The sequence below is a fragment of the Wolbachia endosymbiont (group A) of Longitarsus flavicornis genome (assembly GCF_963931955.1).
Lineage (GTDB): Bacteria > Pseudomonadota > Alphaproteobacteria > Rickettsiales > Anaplasmataceae > Wolbachia.
Window position 1 is genome coordinate 1,039,538 of record NZ_OZ008337.1, and the last position, 22,150, is coordinate 1,061,687.

19 protein-coding genes and 7 pseudogenes are annotated in these 22,150 nt (G+C 34.8%); 4 read left to right on the forward strand and 22 right to left on the reverse strand.

The window, feature by feature from the left end; genetic code table 11:
* Nucleotides 1–133: 133 nt before the first annotated feature.
* The 7 genes from AABM58_RS05160 to AABM58_RS05190 all read right to left on the reverse strand — a co-directional run bounded on the left by AABM58_RS05160 (nt 134) and on the right by AABM58_RS05190 (nt 5,259).
* Nucleotides 134–1,240, reverse strand: coding sequence for an FtsW/RodA/SpoVE family cell cycle protein (locus AABM58_RS05160; RefSeq protein WP_338406577.1), 1,107 nt, complete (start codon nt 1,238–1,240; stop codon nt 134–136).
* Entirely contained in the window at nt 1,237–1,953 is a 717-nt protein-coding gene (gene ubiE / locus AABM58_RS05165) for a bifunctional demethylmenaquinone methyltransferase/2-methoxy-6-polyprenyl-1,4-benzoquinol methylase UbiE (protein WP_338406578.1), read from the reverse strand. The genes AABM58_RS05160 and ubiE overlap by 4 nt, the downstream gene beginning before the upstream one ends.
* A gap of 60 nt (nt 1,954–2,013) precedes the next feature.
* The gene (gene lipA / locus AABM58_RS05170) at nt 2,014–2,877 is read right to left on the reverse strand and encodes a lipoyl synthase (RefSeq protein WP_182366771.1); all 864 of its coding nucleotides are present in this window, start codon (nt 2,875–2,877) and stop codon (nt 2,014–2,016) included.
* Complete coding sequence (gene rpmB, locus AABM58_RS05175) at nt 2,870–3,184, reverse strand: 50S ribosomal protein L28 (RefSeq protein ID WP_006279619.1); 315 nt, start codon at nt 3,182–3,184, stop codon at nt 2,870–2,872. Before rpmB ends, lipA begins: the two co-directional genes overlap by 8 nt.
* A 37-nt stretch (nt 3,185–3,221) precedes the next feature.
* Nucleotides 3,222–3,563, reverse strand: coding sequence for a DUF721 domain-containing protein (locus AABM58_RS05180; protein WP_010082513.1), 342 nt, complete (start codon nt 3,561–3,563; stop codon nt 3,222–3,224).
* A 150-nt stretch (nt 3,564–3,713) separates the two neighbouring features.
* Nucleotides 3,714–4,007 carry a hypothetical protein gene (locus AABM58_RS05185; protein WP_338406579.1) on the reverse strand — a complete coding sequence of 98 codons (294 nt, stop codon included), beginning with the start codon at nt 4,005–4,007 and terminating at the stop codon, nt 3,714–3,716.
* A gap of 565 nt (nt 4,008–4,572) precedes the next feature.
* The gene (locus AABM58_RS05190) at nt 4,573–5,259 is read right to left on the reverse strand and encodes a TerC family protein (RefSeq protein ID WP_338406580.1); all 687 of its coding nucleotides are present in this window, start codon (nt 5,257–5,259) and stop codon (nt 4,573–4,575) included.
* 243 nt (nt 5,260–5,502) lie between these two features.
* Between AABM58_RS05190 and AABM58_RS05195 the strand changes: the two genes are divergently transcribed.
* On the forward strand, nt 5,503–6,243 hold the full coding sequence (locus AABM58_RS05195; RefSeq protein WP_338406581.1) for a hypothetical protein: 741 nt from the start codon (nt 5,503–5,505) through the stop codon (nt 6,241–6,243).
* 100 nt (nt 6,244–6,343) lie between these two features.
* On the opposite strand, the pseudogene AABM58_RS07945 reads toward AABM58_RS05195, so the two are convergent.
* A pseudogene (locus tag AABM58_RS07945) lies at nt 6,344–6,424 on the reverse strand (IS200/IS605 family transposase); the annotation flags it as partial.
* Between the two features lie 115 nt (nt 6,425–6,539).
* On the opposite strand from AABM58_RS07945, the gene mutS reads away from it, so the two are divergent.
* Nucleotides 6,540–9,035 carry a DNA mismatch repair protein MutS gene (gene mutS, locus AABM58_RS05200; RefSeq protein WP_338406907.1) on the forward strand — a complete coding sequence of 832 codons (2,496 nt, stop codon included), beginning with the start codon at nt 6,540–6,542 and terminating at the stop codon, nt 9,033–9,035.
* 104 nt (nt 9,036–9,139) lie between these two features.
* Here the strand turns inward: mutS and AABM58_RS07950 are convergent.
* Nucleotides 9,140–9,369: pseudogene (locus tag AABM58_RS07950) on the reverse strand (hypothetical protein); the annotation flags it as partial.
* Nucleotides 9,370–9,447: 78 nt separating this feature from the next.
* Between AABM58_RS07950 and AABM58_RS05205 the strand changes: the two are divergent.
* Nucleotides 9,448–10,274, forward strand: a pseudogene (locus AABM58_RS05205) (IS5 family transposase).
* 16 nt (nt 10,275–10,290) lie between these two features.
* Here the strand turns inward: AABM58_RS05205 and AABM58_RS05210 are convergent.
* The 13 genes and pseudogenes from AABM58_RS05210 to AABM58_RS05270 all read right to left on the reverse strand — a co-directional run.
* A pseudogene (locus AABM58_RS05210) lies at nt 10,291–10,497 on the reverse strand (hypothetical protein); the annotation flags it as partial.
* Nucleotides 10,494–10,985, reverse strand: a complete 492-nt coding sequence (locus AABM58_RS05215; RefSeq protein WP_410529785.1) for a phage tail protein — start codon at nt 10,983–10,985, stop codon at nt 10,494–10,496. The gene AABM58_RS05215 and the pseudogene AABM58_RS05210, both read right to left, overlap by 4 nt.
* A gap of 19 nt (nt 10,986–11,004) precedes the next feature.
* Nucleotides 11,005–11,322, reverse strand: a complete 318-nt coding sequence (locus tag AABM58_RS05220) for a head-tail joining protein (protein WP_264953789.1) — start codon at nt 11,320–11,322, stop codon at nt 11,005–11,007.
* Nucleotides 11,323–11,418: 96 nt separating this feature from the next.
* Nucleotides 11,419–12,423: a major capsid protein gene (locus tag AABM58_RS05225; protein WP_264953788.1), complete on the reverse strand. Its 1,005-nt coding sequence runs from the start codon at nt 12,421–12,423 to the stop codon at nt 11,419–11,421.
* A 37-nt stretch (nt 12,424–12,460) separates the two neighbouring features.
* Complete coding sequence (locus AABM58_RS05230) at nt 12,461–12,835, reverse strand: head decoration protein (protein WP_338406583.1); 375 nt, start codon at nt 12,833–12,835, stop codon at nt 12,461–12,463.
* Nucleotides 12,836–12,902: 67 nt separating this feature from the next.
* Nucleotides 12,903–13,937: a S49 family peptidase gene (locus AABM58_RS05235; RefSeq protein WP_309165785.1), complete on the reverse strand. Its 1,035-nt coding sequence runs from the start codon at nt 13,935–13,937 to the stop codon at nt 12,903–12,905.
* Nucleotides 13,937–15,343 (reverse strand): phage portal protein, encoded by a 1,407-nt coding sequence (locus AABM58_RS05240; RefSeq protein WP_338406584.1) that lies wholly within the window; start codon nt 15,341–15,343, stop codon nt 13,937–13,939. The genes AABM58_RS05235 and AABM58_RS05240 overlap by 1 nt, the downstream gene beginning before the upstream one ends.
* Nucleotides 15,343–16,374, reverse strand: a complete 1,032-nt coding sequence (locus AABM58_RS05245; protein ID WP_264736377.1) for a PDDEXK nuclease domain-containing protein — start codon at nt 16,372–16,374, stop codon at nt 15,343–15,345. The genes AABM58_RS05240 and AABM58_RS05245 overlap by 1 nt, the downstream gene beginning before the upstream one ends.
* A 26-nt stretch (nt 16,375–16,400) precedes the next feature.
* Nucleotides 16,401–16,625, reverse strand: coding sequence for a gpW family protein (locus tag AABM58_RS05250; RefSeq protein WP_264736301.1), 225 nt, complete (start codon nt 16,623–16,625; stop codon nt 16,401–16,403).
* Nucleotides 16,618–16,890, reverse strand: a pseudogene (locus tag AABM58_RS05255) (terminase gpA endonuclease subunit); the annotation flags it as partial. The pseudogene AABM58_RS05255 and the gene AABM58_RS05250, both read right to left, overlap by 8 nt.
* A 15-nt stretch (nt 16,891–16,905) precedes the next feature.
* Nucleotides 16,906–17,732, reverse strand: a pseudogene (locus AABM58_RS05260) (IS5 family transposase).
* 134 nt (nt 17,733–17,866) lie between these two features.
* Nucleotides 17,867–19,153 carry a Na+/H+ antiporter NhaC family protein gene (locus AABM58_RS05265; protein WP_338406585.1) on the reverse strand — a complete coding sequence of 429 codons (1,287 nt, stop codon included), beginning with the start codon at nt 19,151–19,153 and terminating at the stop codon, nt 17,867–17,869.
* Nucleotides 19,154–19,357: 204 nt separating this feature from the next.
* Nucleotides 19,358–21,160, reverse strand: a pseudogene (locus AABM58_RS05270) (peptidylprolyl isomerase); the annotation flags it as partial.
* Nucleotides 21,161–21,472: 312 nt separating this feature from the next.
* On the opposite strand from AABM58_RS05270, the gene AABM58_RS05275 reads away from it, so the two are divergent.
* Entirely contained in the window at nt 21,473–22,081 is a 609-nt protein-coding gene (locus AABM58_RS05275; RefSeq protein WP_338406587.1) for a cell cycle transcriptional regulator TrcR, read from the forward strand.
* Nucleotides 22,082–22,150 lie beyond the last annotated feature (69 nt).

Here is a 22,150-nt window from a genome sequence, read left to right on the forward strand (position 1 = left end):
TTTGTTGTTCAGCATGTCAGTGGAATATTTTCTGAAAAATTTCCACATAACTCTTTCAGATTTCATAATATCTCTTGCCACTCATCTGAACAGATACCCATTTTGGAGGGATACCAATAATAGTTGTGAGCGGCTAGTCCACAAGCATAACACGCTCACGAAACTTTAATGCGATAGCTTGGTTTCTACTGAAAGACAGCATTATGCCAAGTGCGATGCTCGAAGATAAAAGAGAAGAACCACCATAGCTAAGTAACGGCAGGGTTATGCCGGTGGTTGGAAAAACACTCAATGTTACCCCTATGTTTATTATGAATTGTGTGATGAATTGAATTGAGATACCGAGAATCACCAACAGATTAAATAATTCATTTTCCCTATATGCAACGTAAAGCAAGCGGGCGGAAATGATGCCAAATAACATCAATGTGGCTAAGCACGTAATCAAACCAAATTCTTCTGCTAAAACAGAAAACACAAAATCTGTATGACAATCAGGAAGAGAGGCTTTTATGCTACCTTCACCAGGTCCAACCCCAGTTAATTGACCTCTTTTGAATGCTTCTAATGATTTTGTGACTTGAAAGTTATCGCGCTGCGTAAAAAAGACAAAATTGTAAATCCTTTGCTTTATATGTGGGAGGCATAAGTAAGCTATTGTAGTTCCAGTTGTGGCCATTCCTATTATGCATAGAAAGTATAAAAATGGTATACATGCAATAAACATTTGACCAATAAAAGAATATGTTAAAAGCATGGACATACTGAAATCAGGTTGCAAAAGTAACAACACAAAAACTAACAGAAATATTATGATTGATATGTGTATTTTAAACTTCATTTCGCTGGCCAAGATACTAGCTATAACAACAGAAAAAAATGGCCTTACGAACTCAGATGGTTGAACTGAAATTTTGACAATATGTAACCATCGTTTCGCACCTTTTACCTCTATACCAAGTATTATCGCAGTTGCTACTAGAATAGTAAATAAAGCGAAACCTGCGAATGAGAGGTTAAGTATAGTTCTTGTGTTGAGAAAAGAAAATGTCACCAAGGTAATTAGTGACAGGACTATATAAATTGTATGGCGCCGTATAAAATAATCCTGTGGTAGAGAAAGACGCTGCGCAATTACAGGGCTTGCTGAATAAACAAGAATGAAGCTTATAGTGAGCAAAAAAAACACTGGAAGGATGAGATAATAATCCAGCGTTCTATACCAGAGTTTAATATTCATTTTGTTCCAATGTGTAATGCCACTATTCCATAGCTCATATTATGAAACTCAACATTCTTAAAGCCTACCTCTTCAATTTCCATTTTAAAATCAGCCTGAGTTGGAAACTCTCTAATGCTCTTCACTAAATATTCATAAGAACTCTTGTCTTTAGCAACTATGCTGCCAATTTTAGGAATTACTTTAAATGAATATAAGTCATAAAGTTTGGTAAATATCTCATTTTGATAGTGCATAGGGGCAAATTCTAAGCAGATAAATTTCCCATGTGGTTTTAATACCCTGTGCGCCTCATTTAAAGCCTTCTTGCGGTCAGAAACATTTCGAATGCCAAAAGCTATTGTGCAATAATCAAATTCGGAGTCTTCAAATGGTAAACTTTCTGCACTTGCACATACCCAATCAAAATTAATTTGGTTTGAATTTATAGCTTTATCACGTCCTCTGTTTAGCATGTTTTGATTTATATCGCATACTGTAACCTTAGCACTTGGCTCTTTTCTTACTATTCTTATTGCTATATCTCCAGTTCCTCCAGCAACATCTAAAACCTTAGAGTTTTTTGTAAAATGCACACTATTTACCATCTTATCTTTCCATAATCTGTGCATTCCGAGGCTCATTATATCATTCATGGTGTCGTAGCGACTTGCTACGGAGTCGAATACCTCTTTAACTAATTGTGATTTCTTCTCGATTTTTATAGTAGACATTACGTAAAGTCGCTCAACTCCTTTATAATTAGTAAAAATTAATTTGAATTAACACAAATGTCAACGGCAGGCCTTGAGCCTGTTAAAATCTTCTTCAGCGTGGTATGATGACCGAGTTAGTGGGCTTGATGCAACCACTAAGAAACCTTTGGAGTAAGCAATATATTTATAATGCTCAAACTCTTCTGGGGTAACATACCTATCAAGTTTTGCATGTTTTGGAGTTGGTTGTAGATATTGACCAATTGTAATAAAATCAACCTCAGCACTACGCAAATCGTCCATAACCTGAAATATTTCCTCTTTTGTTTCTCCAAGACCAACCATAAGCCCTGACTTTGTGAAAACTTTAGGATTAATCTGCTTTACCATCTTCAACAAATATAGTGAATGAAAATAGCGAGCTCGTGGTCTTATTTTTGCATACAATCTCGGCACTGTTTCAATATTGTGGTTATAGACATCAGGTGATGCAACAGCAATTGCTTCAAATGCTCCTTTCTTATTTAAAAAATCAGGAGTTAAAATCTCTATTGTTGTTTCTGAAGTTATCTTTCTAATTTCTTCTATGCACTGTATAAACTGATTTGCGCCACCATCTGGTAAATCATCACGATCAACAGAAGTAATAACAACATGCTTCAAGTTCAACTTTTTTATCGCTTTTGCTAAATTTTCTGGCTCATGAGGGTCTAACTTATCAGGAATGCCAGTTGCAACGTTGCAAAATGCACAAGCACGAGTGCAAACAGAACCGAGAATCATCACAGTAGCGTGACGTTTATTCCAACATTCACCAATATTTGGACATGCAGCTTCTTCACATACCGTATGTAAGTTATGCAGTTTAACGATGTTTAAGGTTTCATTGAATACTTCACCGGTCGGAGCTTTTGCTCTGAGCCATTGAGGTTTGTTATGCATCTGAAACGGCTAACTCTACCTCTTGCTTTACTAAAACTTTTTTCAACCTTCTTTTTATCTTCTGCGCTTTCTCACTTAGTTTAATCGTTCTTGTGTTGAGCAAAAAAGCATCTAAATCACCTTTGTAATCTATAGTTCTCAAAGTTCTTGTTGCCACACGAAATCTAAACTTTTTATTCAATATATCACTTGTCAACGTAACCTTATGTAAATTTAAAAGAAAGGTACGCTTTGTTTTACGATTCGAATGTGATACCTTATTACCAAAAGATTTTTTTCTATTTGTTAATTCACAAACTCTACTCACTTCAATATACCAAATTATTCTATGTACTTAGATTACCTTATATAGTCAAATAGTCAATACTCTCTTGCTTAATTTTTATACCATATACTGCTTTATAACCAAAAAATATCGTAATTTTTTCTATTATAAGAGAAATCATATGCTGAATTTCCAATGCTTTACTGCCATTTGTTACTACCAGATGCAACACACCAGAATTTATATTCTGTGCATATGAGATCTTTTTCGGTTTTGTACACTCTGCTATTTCTTTCCCTACTATATTTCGCCAGTTTAAAATCAGACGTATTTCATTTTTGCTAATCTTATTTTTCATGCATTTTAATGCATAGTTTTCTATTATAGACTTTAATTTTTTTGGACCGCTACGTTTGAGCATTTTTCTGCTATGAACCAGATTCTTCCATGGTTACAACATAGTGTGATGGATATTGTTTATAAGCTCCAGTAACTGTGTCAATCACAAAACCAGGCAACCACAGTAGGTTTAATAAAACAACCTTATTAAAACTTTCACCTACCATCACATTTAATTGTTTATAACCTGCTTTTTACAATCAACAAACAGTGACCCTGAACCTCGCTGAATAACCATTACCCCAGGGTTAGATGTAATAGAATGGCTCATTCCAGATGGGTCATGTACGACGCATCTAACTTTTTCTATCAAGTCACCATTATCATCTACTACTTTCATTTGAATTGCTTGTGTAGAACCGGAAAACATTGTTGCAAAACAACCGGTTAGTAACACAGTTATAGACAATATTAAACAAATATTTAGTAATCTAGAATGCATGCAATATTGATATAATCTAAACATAGTAATCTCAAAAATCAATTTTTATCATTCTATAAATTTAATATAGAGTACAATTGTTTGTCAATCCCAGTGTTACAACTGGGATTGTAGCTGCTTTAACAACAACTCTACCCTCTGGCCTCACACCGTAAAAGCAGTATTTTTATGCAAAACTTATCTCAACGTAGCACTTGTCAAGATCGTTCCATTTACCAAATTTTGTGCTGTCATCTTTGCCTCATAATTAACCTTATAGCTGTTTTAATTGTAATTAGTTAAATTATTATTAACCTGCCAGGCTAGATCCAAAAAACAATTGTGTGCTGCAGTAACAAACAAAGTAATGTTTGTGAGAAGTTTTGTTGAAGATGAAGAAAGGTCCTTCGAAATCGATTTTCAGGAGCAGGTTTCAAACTCCTATACGAAGTCATTACATTTTGTGAATCTCACCGGTGGCAGAATCTGGGTAACGAGGTCTTCTTCCTATACTCCATAATAAGAACAGAAAGTACCTCAGAAAAAGTGCCACGCGCTGGAATGACAATTGGATTTTTGCTTTATGCAGAATAGTTTTCAAAGAGATCTGCTACATTTTCCTCATGCCACTTATAACTTCTACAAACAATGCAAACATAAATGAAGAATACAAATATCCTTTTGGTAGTTCTATGTGAAGTCCATCAAGTATGAGGTACATACCAACAAGTAAAATAAATAAAATGGCGATTATTTTTAACCCTGGGTTAGATTTGATTAACTTAGCAGTATAACTTGATAAAAATAGCATTGCTAATATAGAAAATGTAAATGCTGTAGCAATTATTACCATGTTATGAGTTAATGCTATAGCAGTTAATATCGAATCAACCGAAAAAACTAAATCTATTAATATAATTTGTAGCACAACTAAAAAAAATTTTGATTTAACGTTTGCCTTTGTTTTATTCTCCTTACGCACAAAAATGTCGTTCCATAACTCCATAGAGCTTTTAACAATAAGGAATAACCCTCCTGTAATCATAAGTAAATCCTTTGCTGAGATATCCAGCGATGCAGCGTGAAATATAGGTTTTTGCATTGACAATATAGATGATGTAAAAAATAGTATTACAAAACGCATTAATAGCGCTAATCCAAGACCCATAAGGCGCACTCTTTCTCTCAGCGCATTTGGTACCTTATCTATTGCTAGAGAAATAAAGATTAAATTATCTATACCAAGTATAGTTTCAAGTAGTGTAAGTGTCAGTAAAGTCCAAGCATCGGCTAGCATTTTTGTCCCAAATTCGGCTCTTCTTACTCTACAATAGATGTGTAAAAATTAAATGACTTCACTCAGAAGTTTTATAGCAGCTCTCCAGAAAAACAGAAGGTCATTAATTGAGAGAGTTTCTTAGGAGGAGACATAATATATATAAAACATGAGATGAATAAAGATTATGTTAAATATAGAATTAACGAATTATTATATAGCTTTTAGTAGGATGACAGTATTATAAAATTTAGAGGCATCAAAATGGAAAATCACGCTAAAGAGAGTATAAAGCATAAAATAGTGTTACCAAACTCAAAAACAATCAATATTGAAGGAACAAACTTTAAGTATGAAATACATTATGATCAATTAAATGATAAAGATCTTCTTACGATCGAAAAATACGCTAATTATATTTTTCATGCCTACCAAGAGAGATATGGTTTAGATATGAACACAGATCATACTGTTAAAGGCTTTATATATAACAACTTAGCAGATTTGTCTGACGATGCTTATCATTTTATTACCGCGGATTATCACGAATACCATTATCACAGTAAGTCTATAGCTAATGATTTGACAACAATGATTTATTCTACTCTAAATTTGTATACTCAGAAAAATTACGCTACTTCTTTCCCAAGAGGCAATTTTATAAGAGATGTAGTAAAAGAATTAGAGGAAAAAAGTTGCCAAGAAGAAATCAGTACAGAAACAATGTTGCCACATTCAAAAATAATCAATATTGAAGGAACAAAATTTAAGTTGAAAGTACATTACGATCAATTAGATGATAAAGATCTTCTTACGATTGAAGCACGTGCTAATTCTATTTTCCATGCCTATCCAGAGAGAAATGGTTTAGATATGAACAAAGATTATACTTTTGACACTAATGTGTATAATAACTATTTATCTGATGGAGACAGTTATCTACAGGAAGTTTTAGAAAATCAAATTTATTATTCTCTAGCTAAAGCTGGTTATGATATGTATTAAAGAGGACTTGATCTGACACTTTGATGTATAGTCCAAGACTCAACCATTATCGGCTCTCAGCCGATAATGGTTGAGTCTTGCGCTGGAAGCGGGGTTAAAGCTACTTCAATCTTATGCTAGATTGAGGTTGATGTGCATCTGTATGTTTATTGATGTACTCATTAATAACCTCATCTGTCACTGGTAGCAACTAAAATACCCTCTATACACCTATTTAAATTTTATGTTATCCACATGTACAATATAATCTATAATAACATTGAATTTATTACCAATATAATATGTCAAAAAATATTATGAGCTTCGTAAAAGAAAAAAACACCCCTGTGATGGAACAATATTTGAACCTGAAAGCTCAATACAAGGATCATCTGCTATTTTATAGGCTAGGAGATTTTTATGAGTTGTTTTTCGATGATGCTATTAAAGCTGCGAAATTGCTGAATATAGTGCTAACCAAGAGGGGCAATTCAAATGGGCAAGAAATACCAATGTGTGGAGTGCCAGCACACAGTAGTGAATCTTACCTACACAAGCTAATAGATTTAGGATTCAAAGTAGCAATCTGTGACCAATTAGAAACTGCTGATGAAGCAAAAAAGAGGGGCTACAAATCCATAGTAAAACGTGATGTAGTGCGAGTTGTAACTCCAGGTACAATTATAGAAGATTCGCTACTGGAGGATAAAAGCAATAATTATCTTGCGTCCATAGTTGAACAAAATGACGAATATGCTATTAGTTGGCTTGAATTATCAACGGGAAAATTTTTTCACACTTTAACGAGTTTGAAAGCTCTAGATAGTGATTTGTTGCGTATATCACCAAGAGAATTATTAATTTCTGAAAAATTCACTGAGGATGAAAAAATTAGATCGATTTTAAAAAATTATAAAATATCAATTACACAACACGCCCAGAGTTTTTTTGAGTATAGTAAATCTCACAGAACGTTATGCGAGTTTTATAAAATCAGGGAACTTGGGAGTATAGGAAATTTCAGCAAAGTAGAAATCATGGCGTGCGGTGCACTGCTTGAATATGTCAGAGTAACACAAAGGGGCTCCATTCCAAGGCTTGAATTCCCAAAAACCTATAAGCAACAAAATTTCATGCTTATTGATGCTTCAGCAAGGAGAAATCTTGAGTTGTTTTCAACTCAATTTGGTGAAAAGAAAGGTTCACTAATTTCAGTTATTGATCACACAGTTACAGCTTCTGGTGGACGCCTGCTCAAACAAATGCTCGCTTCACCACTTGCTTGTTCTAAGGCAATTAACCTAAGGCTCAGCACCGCTCAATTTTTTGTAAATAATCATGAGCCACGCAGAAAAATACGAGAGATATTATCTAACATTCCAGATATTGAGAGGTCTTTATCGCGCTTAATACTAGGGCGTGGTTCACCAAAAGATATGAACCTATTAAAAATAGGCCTAGGAAAGACTTTAGAATTGTCTGAGTTCTTATGTAAAATTGAATCAGGTGAAAATGGATCTCTCCCACAACAATATGTCATCCAAACTGAGATCCAGCCAGCGTCACGCGCTGGAATAACAGTAAAATCAGACGAGAGTGAACTAAGCACAATACATAAAAGCCTTGGCAATCATAAAGACCTATTTGAACTGTTAAATAGTGCTATACTCGATAATAACCTCAGTTCCGTGAAAGAAGGAGGATTTATTCACTCAAAATACAACTCAGAATTATCTGAGTTATCCTACATATTAAATAATAGTAATAAACTAATAACCAAACTCCGTGAATCTTATCGCGACCTAACTGGCATTGCCGCACTCAAAATATTACACAACAACATACTTGGTTATTACGTTGAAGTGTCGGCAAATCACAAAATAACTTCGGATATATTTATTCATAGGCAAAGCTTAGCAAATAGCATGCGCTACACTACTAATGAATTGAAAGAACTAGAAAATAAAATTCTTACGGCACGTGATGCTGCAATCGGCTTAGAAATGAAAATTTTTAGTGAACTGTGTAGTGAAGTCGCTAAAGAATCTGAAAAAATTGCTCTTGCTGCAAATGCTTTGGCAAAACTTGATATTAGAACCGCATTTGCAGAGCTTGCAGTGCAAAATAATTACGTAAAACCCATTATTGATGACAGCAAAGAGTTCAATATCTGTAGCGGAAGACATCCAGTGGTTGAAGTTAACGATAAATTCATTGCAAATAGCATCAATTTAGCTGGTATACATCTAATTACTGGTCCTAATATGGCTGGAAAAAGCACTTTCTTGAGGCAAAACGCTCTCATTGCAGTTTTAGCTCATATGGGATCGTTTGTGCCAGCAGAGAGTGCGCATATTGGAGTGATTGACAAGATATTCAGCAGGGTTGGCGCAACGGATAATATAACAGCTGGTTATTCTACCTTCATGGTAGAGATGATCGAAACAGCAACGATAGTAAATCAGGCAACGGACCGTTCCTTGGTGATACTTGATGAAATTGGTAGGGGCACAGGGGTGTATGATGGATTATCTATTGCACAGGCGGTGATTGAACATATTCACAATGTAAATAAGTGCCGCGCCATTTTTGCAACTCATTATCATGAATTAACTAAAGTAAGCAAATACTTGAAGAACGTGAAATGTTTTTGTGTAAAAATAAGAGAGTGGAACGGAGAGGTTATTTTTCTACATGAAGTAATTGAAGGCATTGCAGATGAGTCATATGGAATACATGTAGCAAAATTTGCTGGTTTTCCTGATTCTGTTTTAAATAGAGCAAGTGAAGTGTTTGATGAGCTGAAGGCTTGAGAGGAAATTCTTACATAACTATTGTTTAAGTGAAGAGTCGCCCACACAGTCCACCATATGTATCAAACCAAGCTCAAGCTTGTAAGCTTAAAATATGGTTAACCTTACCCAGAAAAAGTGGAGAGAAAGTTTGGAATGTTTTTTACAAAGAGAATAAAATGCTCAAGAATGCAATAGTTAATAGTGACGTTGTTTGTTATAAAAAATTTCTATATATTCAAATATAGCAGTTTTGATATGCTGTTTAGAGTGCCGAGAGGTGTCTATTGGTAACTCCCTTTTTAGAGAACTTTTCCACAACAGAATTGTCGTAACAACAACCTTTATGACTCATCTATGTTTTTTATGGACAAGAGATATTAGACTTCTTTCAAAATTGTTAGAGGGAGTGTAAGATGAAGTATTTGAAAGCATGAAATATAAGGAAATAGAAAAGTTAGAAGGAGAAAAGTTTCGACGTTTAACAGGGGTAAAAAAAGCAACATTTGAGCGAATGGTAGAAATTCTAGAAGTGGAGGATAAAAGAAAAAAAGCTAGAAGTGGAAGAAAAAGTAAACTTTGCATAGAAGACAGGCTACTTATGGCACTGGAATATATAAGAGAATATCGTACATATTTTCATATTGGGCAAAGCTATGGCATGAGTGAAAGTAACAGTTTTAAAATAATAAGATAGGTAGAAGACATATTAATAAAACATCCAGATTTTGCATTACCAGGAAAAAAAGAGCTATTAAAGAGTGATGTAGAATATGAAGTTTTAGTAATAGACGGAACTGAAACGCCAGTAGAGAGACCAAAAAAAAGCAAAAGCCCTTCTACTCTGGAAAGAAAAAAAGGCATACTATAAAAACACAAATAGTAACAGAGAAGAAGAGTAAAAAAGTCATATGCACATCTTTCTCGAATGGTAGAAAACACGATTTTCGGATGTTTAGAGAATCAAAGGTAGCAATATTACCGGACACCAAAATCTTAGCTGATGCCGGCTACAGGGGAATGCAGAAGATACACAAAAATGTTGTATTACCGCACAGGAAAATGAAAAAGAATCCGTTAAGCAAAGAACAAAAAAAAGAGAACAGGGCACTTATGAGCCAAAGGGCAATTGTTGAAAACGTAATTGGCTTATTGAAAAGGTTTAAAATCATCTCGGACAGGTATAGAAACCGACGAAAACGTTTTGGTTTAAGGTTTAATTTGATTGCTGCAATTCACAATTTTGAGCTCCATACATGAATTTTGAAAGAAGTCTAATCCTTGCTTCAAACCTGGCTTTCAAGGCTAATTCTTCTGTTCCAGGATCTTTTCCCGATTCTAAACTCACAAGCTCTACAAATACCGCTGGCGCTAATAATTCTTTTCTTATCGATGGATAAATTTCACATGTCTGTATAGCCGATATTTCTTCCTTCAGTGTGCTGCAAATTGCTTGATGTAAATCTGTCCAGAACTTTGTCATATCTTTAAAATATAGTTTAGCTCATGCTTAAAGTATTTCTCAAACTCTCTCTCACTCTCATAATTAACAAGGTCTTTTATTATTCTTGAGCCTTCAGGTTCCAGCGGTAGTTTTACTTCCTTTATTGGCAATGCTGCTCTTCCTTCACGTTTAAACATACCGCTATTTCCTTTTGGCATAACTGCTGCAAATCCTCCTATAAACTCATGCTTTCCTACTTTCGATCCTCTTCTTGTTTTTTGTATTTTGCCAATTGCCGATGCTCTAATGTCATAGAGATTTGCTCTAATTAACACTTCTAATCTGCTAGTTTTCGCCTTAAAAATTCTTAATCTCTTTCTTATCAAACTTAATTTTATCTTCTTTTCCTCACTGATTTCCTTAGCTGCTTGCGCTTTTAACCATAGTGCTGTTCTATTTAGTGCTTTTATAGCTGCCAGTTTTACTTTCTGCTCTTTTTCGTCAATATTGTAGACTATTTCATTAATATTGTTACTAATTTTAATATCAAACACTTTCTATTGCCTCAATTTTCCATATTTCACTCGAAGAATCTTTTAACGGTGGTTCAAAAATCTTGTAGAACCTTTTTTCAATCTTGATATAATCACCTATGCTAAAGGAAGTAACGTCCTGATCACGTATTTCTATAGAAGCAATTTGCTGAGTTAATGCTCCATCTGCACCTAGAGAGTACGTAGTCTCAGGACGTTTTATTAGCACTTTTATTCTACGAATACCCTCCTTATTTTGATTACAATATATGGCTTCCACTCCTAGATGCTTAAAACAATCCTCCAATAATCGCTTAATATTCTCTTGCATATTTCTTTTTGATATACTAACCTTTACATGCTAAGAAAGCGCATACCGGTAGAGTCGTTCTGTGCCTCACCACCTTGTAGTTACTCTACCAGTATGTTATGCTATAGTGACTTTGATTAATGTTCCTGGTCTATGGCACATTGGCAATGGATTCGACTGCGTATGTAAATCAGTTCCTCTATCAAACCTCCTTGGTTCTTGTTTTGCATAGAGTGGCTGTCCAAGAGTATTTACTGTCTCATTAAAGTCTGCTGGTGCAAAATATGTTGTAAATGTGCTCGCTGTTCCTAGTGGAAAACAGTGCCCTGTATCTTTTTCTATAAATCTTCTTACTGTTCCTTCAGGATCAGTTGCTTGCCCTCTATATTCCTCAAATGTTATACCACAAAACGTAAATCCTGACCTCATATCATTTCGAAGCGCTGCTCCTTCTTGCCATCTCTCGTATGCTTCTTTCACTTTACTATGCGAAGTTAGTGCATCAAAAAACTCAGGGCTTACCAAGGCATGAATTCCGGTCATATATTCACCACTTAGATTATCTTCTATATGCCGGAGTACTTCCAGACACTTACGTTTTACGTCAGTTGTTGCTGTTCCAAGGGCAAAATTTACTACTTTTGGTGTTATTTCAAATTCGTTGTACAGATTTAATAATTCTGACCCATCAGCATCTAAAATTATTCCTTTGAGCGCTCCCATTCGCAAATGCTCTAATGTTATTGCATGTTTGTTTCTCATTGATTGCAAATGATCAGTTATTACATCTGCTAGCGCTTTCAGTTCACTTTCTGATCCAAATGCCCTTATTCCTTGCACTTCTTCTGGCAGCACTACATCATCATGAGGAATGTGCGGAATCGTAAACGTCCTTACCTTTCTTTTTCCTCTTTTTCCTACTGTTGCTGGTGCTCCTGGAACTTGCGTTGGTAGTAAACTTAATACTCCGTTGTGTTCTTCTATGGTAATATGTCTAAATCTCACTGACCTACTTGGAAACAAATTTAGATTTTCAACTCGTCCATAATTTATCGGCAATATATTCATTGCATTTGTTAGTGCCGTCATGCTAAATGCTGTATTTGTAAATGGATTTTGCATTTTTTATTTTCCCCCTTTTGTGTTTTTAATAGTTTTTTTAAGCTCCCTTGCGGATAATGATCCCTCGTCCTTCAAGTTGCTTTATTGCTTCAGCTTTCTGTTCTTCAGTGATATTTGCTGGCCACACCACTGCATGATCTGCTAGCATTGCACTGCGAGTAATAATTACTCCTTTCATATCAGAATCTTTGCTATGTATATCGGTTGTAATTACTCCTACTGCTGTTTGTGTGCCGTCTGTTCCAGTGGGGTTCAGCATTCTAATAAAACCATCATCTGTCTTCTTGGCAACTACTGTACCAAGTTTAATATTTTGACCTTTTGCTACAGTTATTTGGTCTCTTGAATATAGACTTGATGTCTCATACTTTAATAAGTCACCCAGATTATTTTGTTCGCTTATACAACTCATAAATTTCTCTCCTTAACTGCTTACCGCCGCTTTTATCAATGCTATATACGGCGGTTATAAAAATACTTTAACTCCTACGACTTTTCGCTACCTGCATCATCAATTCTTCTCCTGAATTCTGTGGTATTGCACTCAGTATCTCTGTCTTCTTTGTTCTCTCTGCAAGTAATTCCATTAAAACTTCCCTAGCTTGCTCAACACTTACACTTTGCTCAATAAATTCTCCTATCTTTTCTGGCATCTTCGATAAATTACATAAACGTATTAATTCAAGAACTTCAGTACGATACTTGGTTAAATTATCAGTTTCTAGGTCATTTGTAGTTTGTTCATTCATAGTAATACTCCTGTTTTTATTAATAGATGAAAGAATTGTCATTCCGTCTGCAAGGCCTATTTCTACTGCTTTCTCCCCAAAATATAGCCCTGCCTCTGTTAATCGAATCTTTTCAATTGAAAGACCTCTGTTCCTTGCTATTAGCTGCAAAAACATTTCATATAGTCGGTCTACTTCTTTTTGTAAGCTTTCCAGACTTTCAGACGTCATTGGCTCATGCGGATTTAAATCATTCTTTCGACTGCCAGCAAAGATTGTGGTGTATTTTATTCCCTGTTTTTCATCAAACCCACTTTGATCTATATGACTTGCTATTACTCCAATACTGCCAACACCAGAAGTGCGGGTGAGAAAAATCTTCTCAGCGCTAGAGGCTATAGCGTACGCAGCAGAATATGCATCATCATTTGCTAATGCCACAATTCTCTTTTTTGCTCTTGATTCATAAATAAAATCAGCCAGGTCAAATATACCGTTTACCTCTCCTCCTGGGCTGTCTATTTCCAGTATAATTGTCTCTATGCTACTATCTGCTAATGCTTGTGTAATTTGCTCTTCTATTTGCTCATATGATGTCATTCCCAGAAAGACGTCAAAAGCTCCTGGTTTTTTAGTCAGAATTCCATGAATTGGTATTATTGCAGTTCTTTCTACGTTACTTTTGATGGAGTGCTTTATGTTTTTAAACGTGGGATGTTTTTGATTGTTCAATGACAATAGCTCAAAACTTCTTGGCTCAAGCATTAATGGTTTTCCTAAGAGCATCATAACCCTTTACAATCAGAGTCAAACATTAAATTGAGACTATTTGCACGCTTTTGATCTTCTGCTATTTCTTGATCAATTTCTTCAACATCGTAACCCATTTCTGATACTACTTCTGCTCGACTCTTAAATCCATTTCTTACTGCCATTTGCTGTGCTTGCTGATCTTTCAGTGGATCCACCCAATCAAATCCCTGTGGTATCCATTTTACTTCTTCTTTCGCTGCTTTTACTACTTTTTCATCTATACTCAGTTCTCCACAAAGCACTGCTAATTCTAGCCATCTATTCCAAATAGGTCTACAAAACTGGAACACTATCACGTTATGCTGTAACATTTCACACCTTCTGCGAAACTCTATCAGCCCTGCTCGAATGGATGAATAATTAACACCTGTTAAATCTCCTGTTAGCTGCTCATATGTTATTCCCGTACCTATTGCTATTGCCCTCAGTTGCTGTCTCATGAATGCTTCATAACTTCCTCCAACATCTGATGGCTCTGAAAATTTTATGTCCTCTCCTGGGTCTAAAAGCTGCATTGTTCCAGGTTCCAGGCCAGATAGTGCTACTCCTTGCTCACTTGCTTCACCTTCTCCCATGATATTTGCTTCTGGATCGAGTCTCGTAATAAATCCAGCAAACATTGCTGCAGTTTTCTTTCTCACCAGCTCTGCATCATCATATTGATCAAGCTCATAAAGCTTCAGCAGTATATTAGAAAGCCAAGGCTCCCCTCTAACTTGCCCAGGTCTTAGTGGTCTGTAAATATGTAAAACATCATTTGCTGGCACTCTCACTGATTCTCCAAACATACTTTCACCAGGGTGTTCTTTAAATAGGTAGTATGCTTCTCTTTGCCCAAGCCTGTTAAACTCAATCCCGTTTCTTATTACATTACCATTTCCTAAAGTTTGATTTGTTTTATTATCTAAATGTTCAGACTCAAGTACTTGCAGTTGTAATGGTACAGAAAATCTATCTTCCAGCTTTCTCGTTCTTAAACGTACAAAACATTCTCCTCCCTCTATCATACTTCTGCACACTAGAGCTTGTAATCCATAAAAATCACTTACTCCGTTACTGTCTGCTTCATCTGTCCATTTTAGCCATAATTCTTGTACTTTCTTTCGAAATTCTCCATCTCTTGCCTTTGATTGCGGCTTTATTCCTGTTCCAATAGAGTTACTCACTATTGTATCAATGATATTTGCTGCATACGGATTTTTTCTCACCATGTCACGTGATCGACTACGTAAAGTTTCAAGGTTTTGAGACAGCAAATTGTTTATACTTCCTGACTCTGGTTGAAAGTGAAAAAATCTTCTTCCTGAGCCTGCTGCATCCCAGGCTGAGCTTTTTATCTTTGGCTTGTTAAATAATTGTTTAAATGACTTTAATAGCATTACTTTTCCTTATCTGAAATTTTTGATAACTCAGCTTCCAGCTCTTCTATTGTTGGCAAGGCTGTCTTTACATTCTCTGGTAGATTTTCAGTAATTTTATATTCTGCCAACCCTATCGGTTTATTTATGTCTTTCAATGTATACTTAGCTAGTACATTATCCTTTGACTTGCATAAAATTAATCCTATAGATGGTTGATCTGTCTCATGCTTTAGTAAATCATCAACGGCTGAAAGATAAAAATTCATTTTACCTGCATACTCTGGCTTGAAATCCTTGTCTTTTAGCTCAATTACTACAAAGCAACGTAGCTTTAAATGATAAAACAATAAGTCAATATAGAAGTCTTTATTTCCAACATCTAAGTGAAACTGCCTACCAACAAATGCAAATCCTTCCCCTAGCTCTAGCAGAAATTTTTCCACATGGCCTACAAGACCTTTTTCTACTTCTCTTTCATGAGCGTCATCTCCTATACTCAAAAAATCAAAAATATATGGATCTTTTAATGTATAATGTGCTAAATCTGATTGGGGAGAAGGTAACTTATCTTTGAAGTTAGTAACAGCTTTTCCTTGACGTTTGTGCAATTCACGTTCGATTTGCATCACCATTATACTACGTGACCAACCGTGCTCTATAGCCTTTTGAAAATAAAATAGTCTTTCTTTTGGATCTTTTACTTTATCTAAAATAACTACAATATGAAACCAAGGCAATTGTGCAGCAACCTGCTGCGTAAATTCAGTATCTTGATACTCTGCAGCAAATTGACGCATATAAGTAAGATTCCTAGCGCTAAATCCCTTCATTTCTGGAAATGCGCTTCTTAAATCCTTACTTAGCTGATCTATGATTTTAGCACCCCAGCCATGTTCTTTTTGGCGCTTTAAGATCTCTGTACCAATATGGTGGTAAAGCACAATAAGCTTGCTATTTACTGCCAGTGCTGCTTTATAACGACTAGTAGCAATCTGTTCTTTGAGCTGCTCTAAAAATTCTGTATATTCTTTTGCTATAATTTTTGTCATGTGATTCCTTTCAACGATTTTCATCATTATATGATCCCCTTACTCGTTGAAAAAACAATCTTTCTCTTCGGCTTCATTCCAGCAATCTTTAGTTCACTTTTGATGCGTTGTCTGAGGCTGAGCAAGTCATTTATCTGTACTTCAGCATATCTCACAACATGATCACCATATGCAATTGATACCACTCTTTCGCCACTCTGAAGCTTCTTTATTGCTTGTTCAACTTGAAACAAATACTCTTCGTTATACATTTTTCAACCACTTACTCTGTCTTACTTTTTTAGGCTTTTTACTTTCCATTTTTCCACTCAAACTATTCCATTTACTCTCTGGCCATCTGTCTACTCCCAGTGCTATCGATGCTGCTCTTGCGTAAATTCGGCAATCTAGTACTTCATTTCTTTCTCTTACCTTTTGCCACTCTTGTTTAGTGTATCCTTTTACTACCTTGCTGACTAATTGCTCTGCCGTTAGCTGCTTAAAATATTCAGGTGCATACTCAGGAAAATGACAATAGACTTCTTTCAAAATTCATGTATGGAGCTCAAAATTGTGAATTGCAGCAATCAAATTAAACCTTAAACCAAAACGTTTTCGTCGGTTTCTATACCTGTCCGAGATGATTTTAAACCTTTTCAATAAGCCAATTACGTTTTCAACAATTGCCCTTTGGCTCATAAGTGCCCTGTTCTCTTTTTTTTGTTCTTTGCTTAACGGATTCTTTTTCATTTTCCTGTGCGGTAATACAACATTTTTGTGTATCTTCTGCATTCCCCTGTAGCCGGCATCAGCTAAGATTTTGGTGTCCGGTAATATTGCTACCTTTGATTCTCTAAACATCCGAAAATCGTGTTTTCTACCATTCGAGAAAGATGTGCATATGACTTTTTTACTCTTCTTCTCTGTTACTATTTGTGTTTTTATAGTATGCCTTTTTTTCTTTCCAGAGTAGAAGGGCTTTTGCTTTTTTTTGGTCTCTCTACTGGCGTTTCAGTTCCGTCTATTACTAAAACTTCATATTCTACATCACTCTTTAATAGCTCTTTTTTTCCTGGTAATGCAAAATCTGGATGTTTTATTAATATGTCTTCTACCTATCTTATTATTTTAAAACTGTTACTTTCACTCATGCCATAGCTTTGCCCAATATGAAAATATGTACGATATTCTCTTATATATTCCAGTGCCATAAGTAGCCTGTCTTCTATGCAAAGTTTACTTTTTCTTCCACTTCTAGCTTTTTTTCTTTTATCCTCCACTTCTAGAATTTCTACCATTCGCTCAAATGTTGCTTTTTTTACCCCTGTTAAACGTCGAAACTTTTCTCCTTCTAACTTTTCTATTTCCTTATATTTCATGCTTTCAAATACTTCATCTTACACTCCCTCTAACAATTTTGAAAGAAGTCTAATAGACTTCTTGCATAAGCCACAACTGTCATTATGTGTTAAGTAATTCCGTTTCTTATAAAACGCACTGATAAAGAGAAACTCTAAGTTGTAGTTGCACAACGTCTGCTGTTAATGATTATTTCACCTATTGTAACTGCTGCTAAAATAAAGCAATAATATACTTTTGTTAATAAAGAAACAGGTGATACAGAAGCTATACTTCCTGCTAGCAATAGTTGAGAACCATAAGGTAAGATGCCTTTTGTAGCACAAGCAAAAACATCTAATAAGTATGCGCTGCGATGTGGTGCAATACTGTGTTTTTGTGCAAGCCTTTTTGCAATACCACCACTTAGTAAAATAGCAATGGTATTATTGGCAACCAAGGTAGTAACCATAGACGCAATTCCTGCTATCACAAATTCAGCTTTAGTTTTTGTGATATTGCTTTCATCGATGAGTTTATGCAACGCTTTTTGACCTTGTTTGTACATTATATGGCTCAACCCACCGATAAATAGAGCAAATATCATTATCTCGTTTACTTTTTTGAAACCGTCATACACGTTATGAGGAAATTGAATGATAGCATAGTCAAAAAAAGTTATTCCTAGCACACCAGCAATAATTATGTTTACAGTTATTGTTACTAAAGTGGTGACTTCAAGCAGCCCCATGATTATTAAAGAAATATAAGGAATAATTTTTATTATAGAATAATAATCTAAATTTGATATAGAAATAATTTTTGTACTACTTGAAATCACTGCCAGATAGGTGAGTGTTATAATACCTGCAGTAAATGCAACCTTAGAGTTTATTTTAAGTTTATCTTTTGCTGAAGCTCCCTGTGAAGAAACAGATGCAATGGTGGTATCAGATATCATCGAAAGGTTATCGCCAAATACAGCACCACCTACTACAGTTGCAGTTCCTATTTCAAGACCAAAAGCTCCACTTTTTGCCAGATTAACAGCTATAGGTACCATCAGCGCAACAACTCCCATAGATGTACCAATCGCAGTTGAAATAAAAGCAGAAGCCAAAAATACTCCAGGAAGTAGTAATCGTGCTGGAAGGAAATTAAGAATTAAATTAGCAACAGTGTCTGCGCTGCCAATTGATTGAGTAACCGCAGAAAATGCTCCGGAAAATAGAAAAATCAAGCACATAGTAAGGGTATTTTTGTCACCCATGCCCTCGATAACAGTATCGATGTTATGCTGAATTTTATTTGTACCACGTGAGACAGCAAAAAATAGTGCTGGTAACAAGCATATTACTGGTGAAACCTGAAGAAGTGGATTATCAGTTCCGATAAAAGAAAAATAAGCACCGCTTCCAAGGTACAAGATTAAAAAAATAATCAAGGGGACAAAAGCTGTCATTTCACTGTACCTCAAACTTACAACTATAACTAATTAAGTGGTCTTAAGCAAGTTTGGTTCACTGGGAATGTTCAAAAAAGTGTGTCAAACCGAGAAAAAAAGTAATAAATTGATATAAAAAAATGGAAGTTTGACAATGAGTCAGAAAGTAGTAAACAGAATTACCGGTTTGGTAGATTATGAAGCAACTTATAAGATTTTTGACTATATATTATCAAGTATAGCGTGATTAATTTCGATTTTATACTTTGATTTCAGGTAGCTAATTAATTGCTCTTTTAGCGATATCATCACACGTTTTCCAGTGTCAAGCATGTTTAATTTGCCATTTGATGAATGCATTTCTTTTAGAACACCTATTATAATTTCATTATTGTATTGAATAGGGTCTGTCACTGAACCAGTTGTTTTCATATTGAAAATCTCTTCTACAAAAGAAAATGGGTAGTTTTGTTCATTGCGATGCATCTGCTGATCTTCAACTAATTCCACACCTTGAATTTTTTCCCAATCTGTTTTTTCTCTTAGTTGCACTGCAACCTCTTGCCCAATTTTAAACATTCTTTCTTTTATAAACTCACTCTGCCAAAGCTCTACTGCTAATGCCCTGCCTTCTTCAAAACTTTGTGATTTAGGTGGAACGATATCGATGATTTTTACACTAACAACAGCGTCCCCAACGCCCTTAAAATAACCTTTCTGATCCTTTTCTCGCGAAAAAATGAAAGAAATCAAATCACTAGAATCTCCTACGTTATTACCGTTTTGATCTTTTTCACTCGCATCTACTGGACCAATAGTTTGTATAGGTAAATTATATTCACTCAATATTTCTTCAATTGTTGAACCATTGTATATCTTATAGTTCACTTGGTTTATGAAATCATTGACTCTTTCAAAAGACTTTTGGTTAGTTAGAACTGACTTTATGTCTTTTTTTAAATCAACTAAGTCTTCATCAGAGATTTGATGCGCATTTTCCACTTTTATTATGTGCCAACCAAAACTGCTTGCTAAAACTTCACTTACTTCACCTACTTTAAGAGCAAACACCTTCTCTCTCATGTCTTCCGGTAGAAAATCCTTAGTTATATTATTTACTCTAGTTTCTTCAAGTTCTGCTTTGCCAAACTCTTCTACTATCTGTTCAAAGCTTGTTTTACCCTCCTCAAATGCTCTTCTTGCTGTCTCAGCTTCTTCTTTGGTAGAAAATATTACATTGAATATATCTCTTTGATCTTTAAGTTCTTGTTGTTCTATTATACCATCAACTTCTTCATCTGAGATCTTGATTTGATCTTCAAAATACTTTTGGCCTAGGGAAATATATTGCGCAGTTCGATACTCAGGATAATAAAAATGGGATTTATTTCTTTCGTACAAATCAAGTAAGGCTTGATCATCTGGTTCAGGAATGTTTGTAACTGCATCTTCAGTTATTTTAACAATATCAACTACTCTAGTTTGGTAGCGACTTTTGTATATCTGCTCATCAATTTTCTCGCCAAAAGTTACTGGATAATTATCTTTAAATAATGAAGTCATGAACATCATTGCAGGCAGGACTTTCTCTAGCTTTGCTATATACTCTTTCTCTGTCATATGCAGGTCATTTAGCGTTTCATAGAATTTATTTTTGTCAAATTCACCTTTATCATTTTGAAAGTATTTGGTGTTTTTAATATGGTTTTTTATAGACTCTTCTCCAACTGTCAACCCCAGCTCACTAATTAGGTTAAACAATAGTTTTTGCTCTATAAGTGCGTTAAGCAAATCATATTTCAGCTTTTTTACTTGTTCTCTACTCGCATCAGATCCAGAAATTTGCTTTTCATAATTTTGATATAGTGATTTATACTCATCTGACGTTATAACTTCTTTTCCAACCCTAGCTACCTCTTCTTTTTCATCATCACCTGATAAAAGGTTGCCAATTCCCATGAAGATTAACAAGCAAGCTAAAAGGACAACGGTTACTTTAGTGAAAAAATTTTTAACATTCATTTTAAACTCAGTTAATTAATGGTTAATTATAGAATAGTGATAATTTAATACTTGTAAACCTGTTGCTTTATTAGCTAATATATATAATATTACAATATATTAACTTAAAATTTAACTCTCTTCTTAAATAGAAACATATGTTTAACTGAGTTATACTATACCTTAAGAAGGGAAAATATGCTTAAAGGTGAGAGCATTTAATTAACTTAAGAGGTGGGAAGTGACAAACAAAAAATCATTGAATGACAAAATTAATGCTTTTTTAGTTTTAATAGCTTATATTTTAGCTCTGTATAACAGTAAGGGATACTTTGAATGGGAGATGCTTTTTTGATGTCAATGGAATCTTCTAAGGGCAATAACGATAGAAATAAACAGTTTCTCATGCAAATAGCTGCTTGGCTAGTAGATAACACTGGTTTAACTTTTAATCAAATAGCACAATGTTGCAGGTTGGCCCTTGAAGAAGTACAAGACATAGCTGATGAGGAAATAGAAGTTGAAAAATATAACCCTATTATTTCTGGGGTAATTACTGAAAAAGAAATCGATGATTGCAAAAAAAATCCAAACCGTGTACCAAATTTGATTATAAAAAATATAAAAAAAAGGAGTAAAGCGATTGGTAGCATTCTTGGCTTTGCCTCTACGGCAAGGCGTAGAGATAAACCTGATGCGATTTATTATTTAGTAAAAAAATTTCCTATCTTGGACAATAACGTTATAGCCAAATTAATTAGTACAACAAATTACACAGTTGAGCAGGTAAGAGATGGATCTCATCATAACATGCAAAATATAAAACCCCAAGATCCTGTACTACTTGGCTTATGTAGTCAAGAAAATTTAGAAGCAGAAGTGGAAAAAGCAAAAGTAGAAGAAGAGAAGCAAGAAAGGTTAAAAAATATAAAGAATAGCTATTGAAAATCCTCAAATTTTTGTGCTTTGTTAACATTAAATTAACTTGACTTGCTAGTGTTTATTAGTATAATA

Bases quoted from the DNA above. Each gene is read 5' to 3' on its own strand.
- AABM58_RS05265 (WP_338406585.1), bottom strand. From the start codon at position 19,153: ATGACAGCTTTTGTCCCCTTGATTATTTTTTTAATCTTGTACCTTGGA.
- AABM58_RS05180 (WP_010082513.1), bottom strand. From the start codon at position 3,563: ATGCTCAAACGTAGCGGTCCAAAAAAATTAAAGTCTATAATAGAAAAC.
- AABM58_RS05160 (WP_338406577.1), bottom strand. From the start codon at position 1,240: ATGAATATTAAACTCTGGTATAGAACGCTGGATTATTATCTCATCCTT.
- AABM58_RS05250 (WP_264736301.1), bottom strand. From the start codon at position 16,625: ATGTATAACGAAGAGTATTTGTTTCAAGTTGAACAAGCAATAAAGAAG.
- AABM58_RS05275 (WP_338406587.1), top strand. From the start codon at position 21,473: ATGGGAGATGCTTTTTTGATGTCAATGGAATCTTCTAAGGGCAATAAC.
- mutS (WP_338406907.1), top strand. From the start codon at position 6,540: ATGAGCTTCGTAAAAGAAAAAAACACCCCTGTGATGGAACAATATTTG.
- AABM58_RS05240 (WP_338406584.1), bottom strand. From the start codon at position 15,343: ATGCTATTAAAGTCATTTAAACAATTATTTAACAAGCCAAAGATAAAA.
- AABM58_RS05245 (WP_264736377.1), bottom strand. From the start codon at position 16,374: ATGACAAAAATTATAGCAAAAGAATATACAGAATTTTTAGAGCAGCTC.
- lipA (WP_182366771.1), bottom strand. From the start codon at position 2,877: ATGCATAACAAACCTCAATGGCTCAGAGCAAAAGCTCCGACCGGTGAA.
- AABM58_RS05195 (WP_338406581.1), top strand. From the start codon at position 5,503: ATGGAAAATCACGCTAAAGAGAGTATAAAGCATAAAATAGTGTTACCA.
- AABM58_RS05225 (WP_264953788.1), bottom strand. From the start codon at position 12,423: ATGCAAAATCCATTTACAAATACAGCATTTAGCATGACGGCACTAACA.
- ubiE (WP_338406578.1), bottom strand. From the start codon at position 1,953: ATGTCTACTATAAAAATCGAGAAGAAATCACAATTAGTTAAAGAGGTA.
- AABM58_RS05190 (WP_338406580.1), bottom strand. From the start codon at position 5,259: ATGCTAGCCGATGCTTGGACTTTACTGACACTTACACTACTTGAAACT.
- AABM58_RS05185 (WP_338406579.1), bottom strand. From the start codon at position 4,007: ATGTTTAGATTATATCAATATTGCATGCATTCTAGATTACTAAATATT.
- AABM58_RS05230 (WP_338406583.1), bottom strand. From the start codon at position 12,835: ATGAGTTGTATAAGCGAACAAAATAATCTGGGTGACTTATTAAAGTAT.
- AABM58_RS05220 (WP_264953789.1), bottom strand. From the start codon at position 11,322: ATGCAAGAGAATATTAAGCGATTATTGGAGGATTGTTTTAAGCATCTA.
- AABM58_RS05235 (WP_309165785.1), bottom strand. From the start codon at position 13,937: ATGCTCTTAGGAAAACCATTAATGCTTGAGCCAAGAAGTTTTGAGCTA.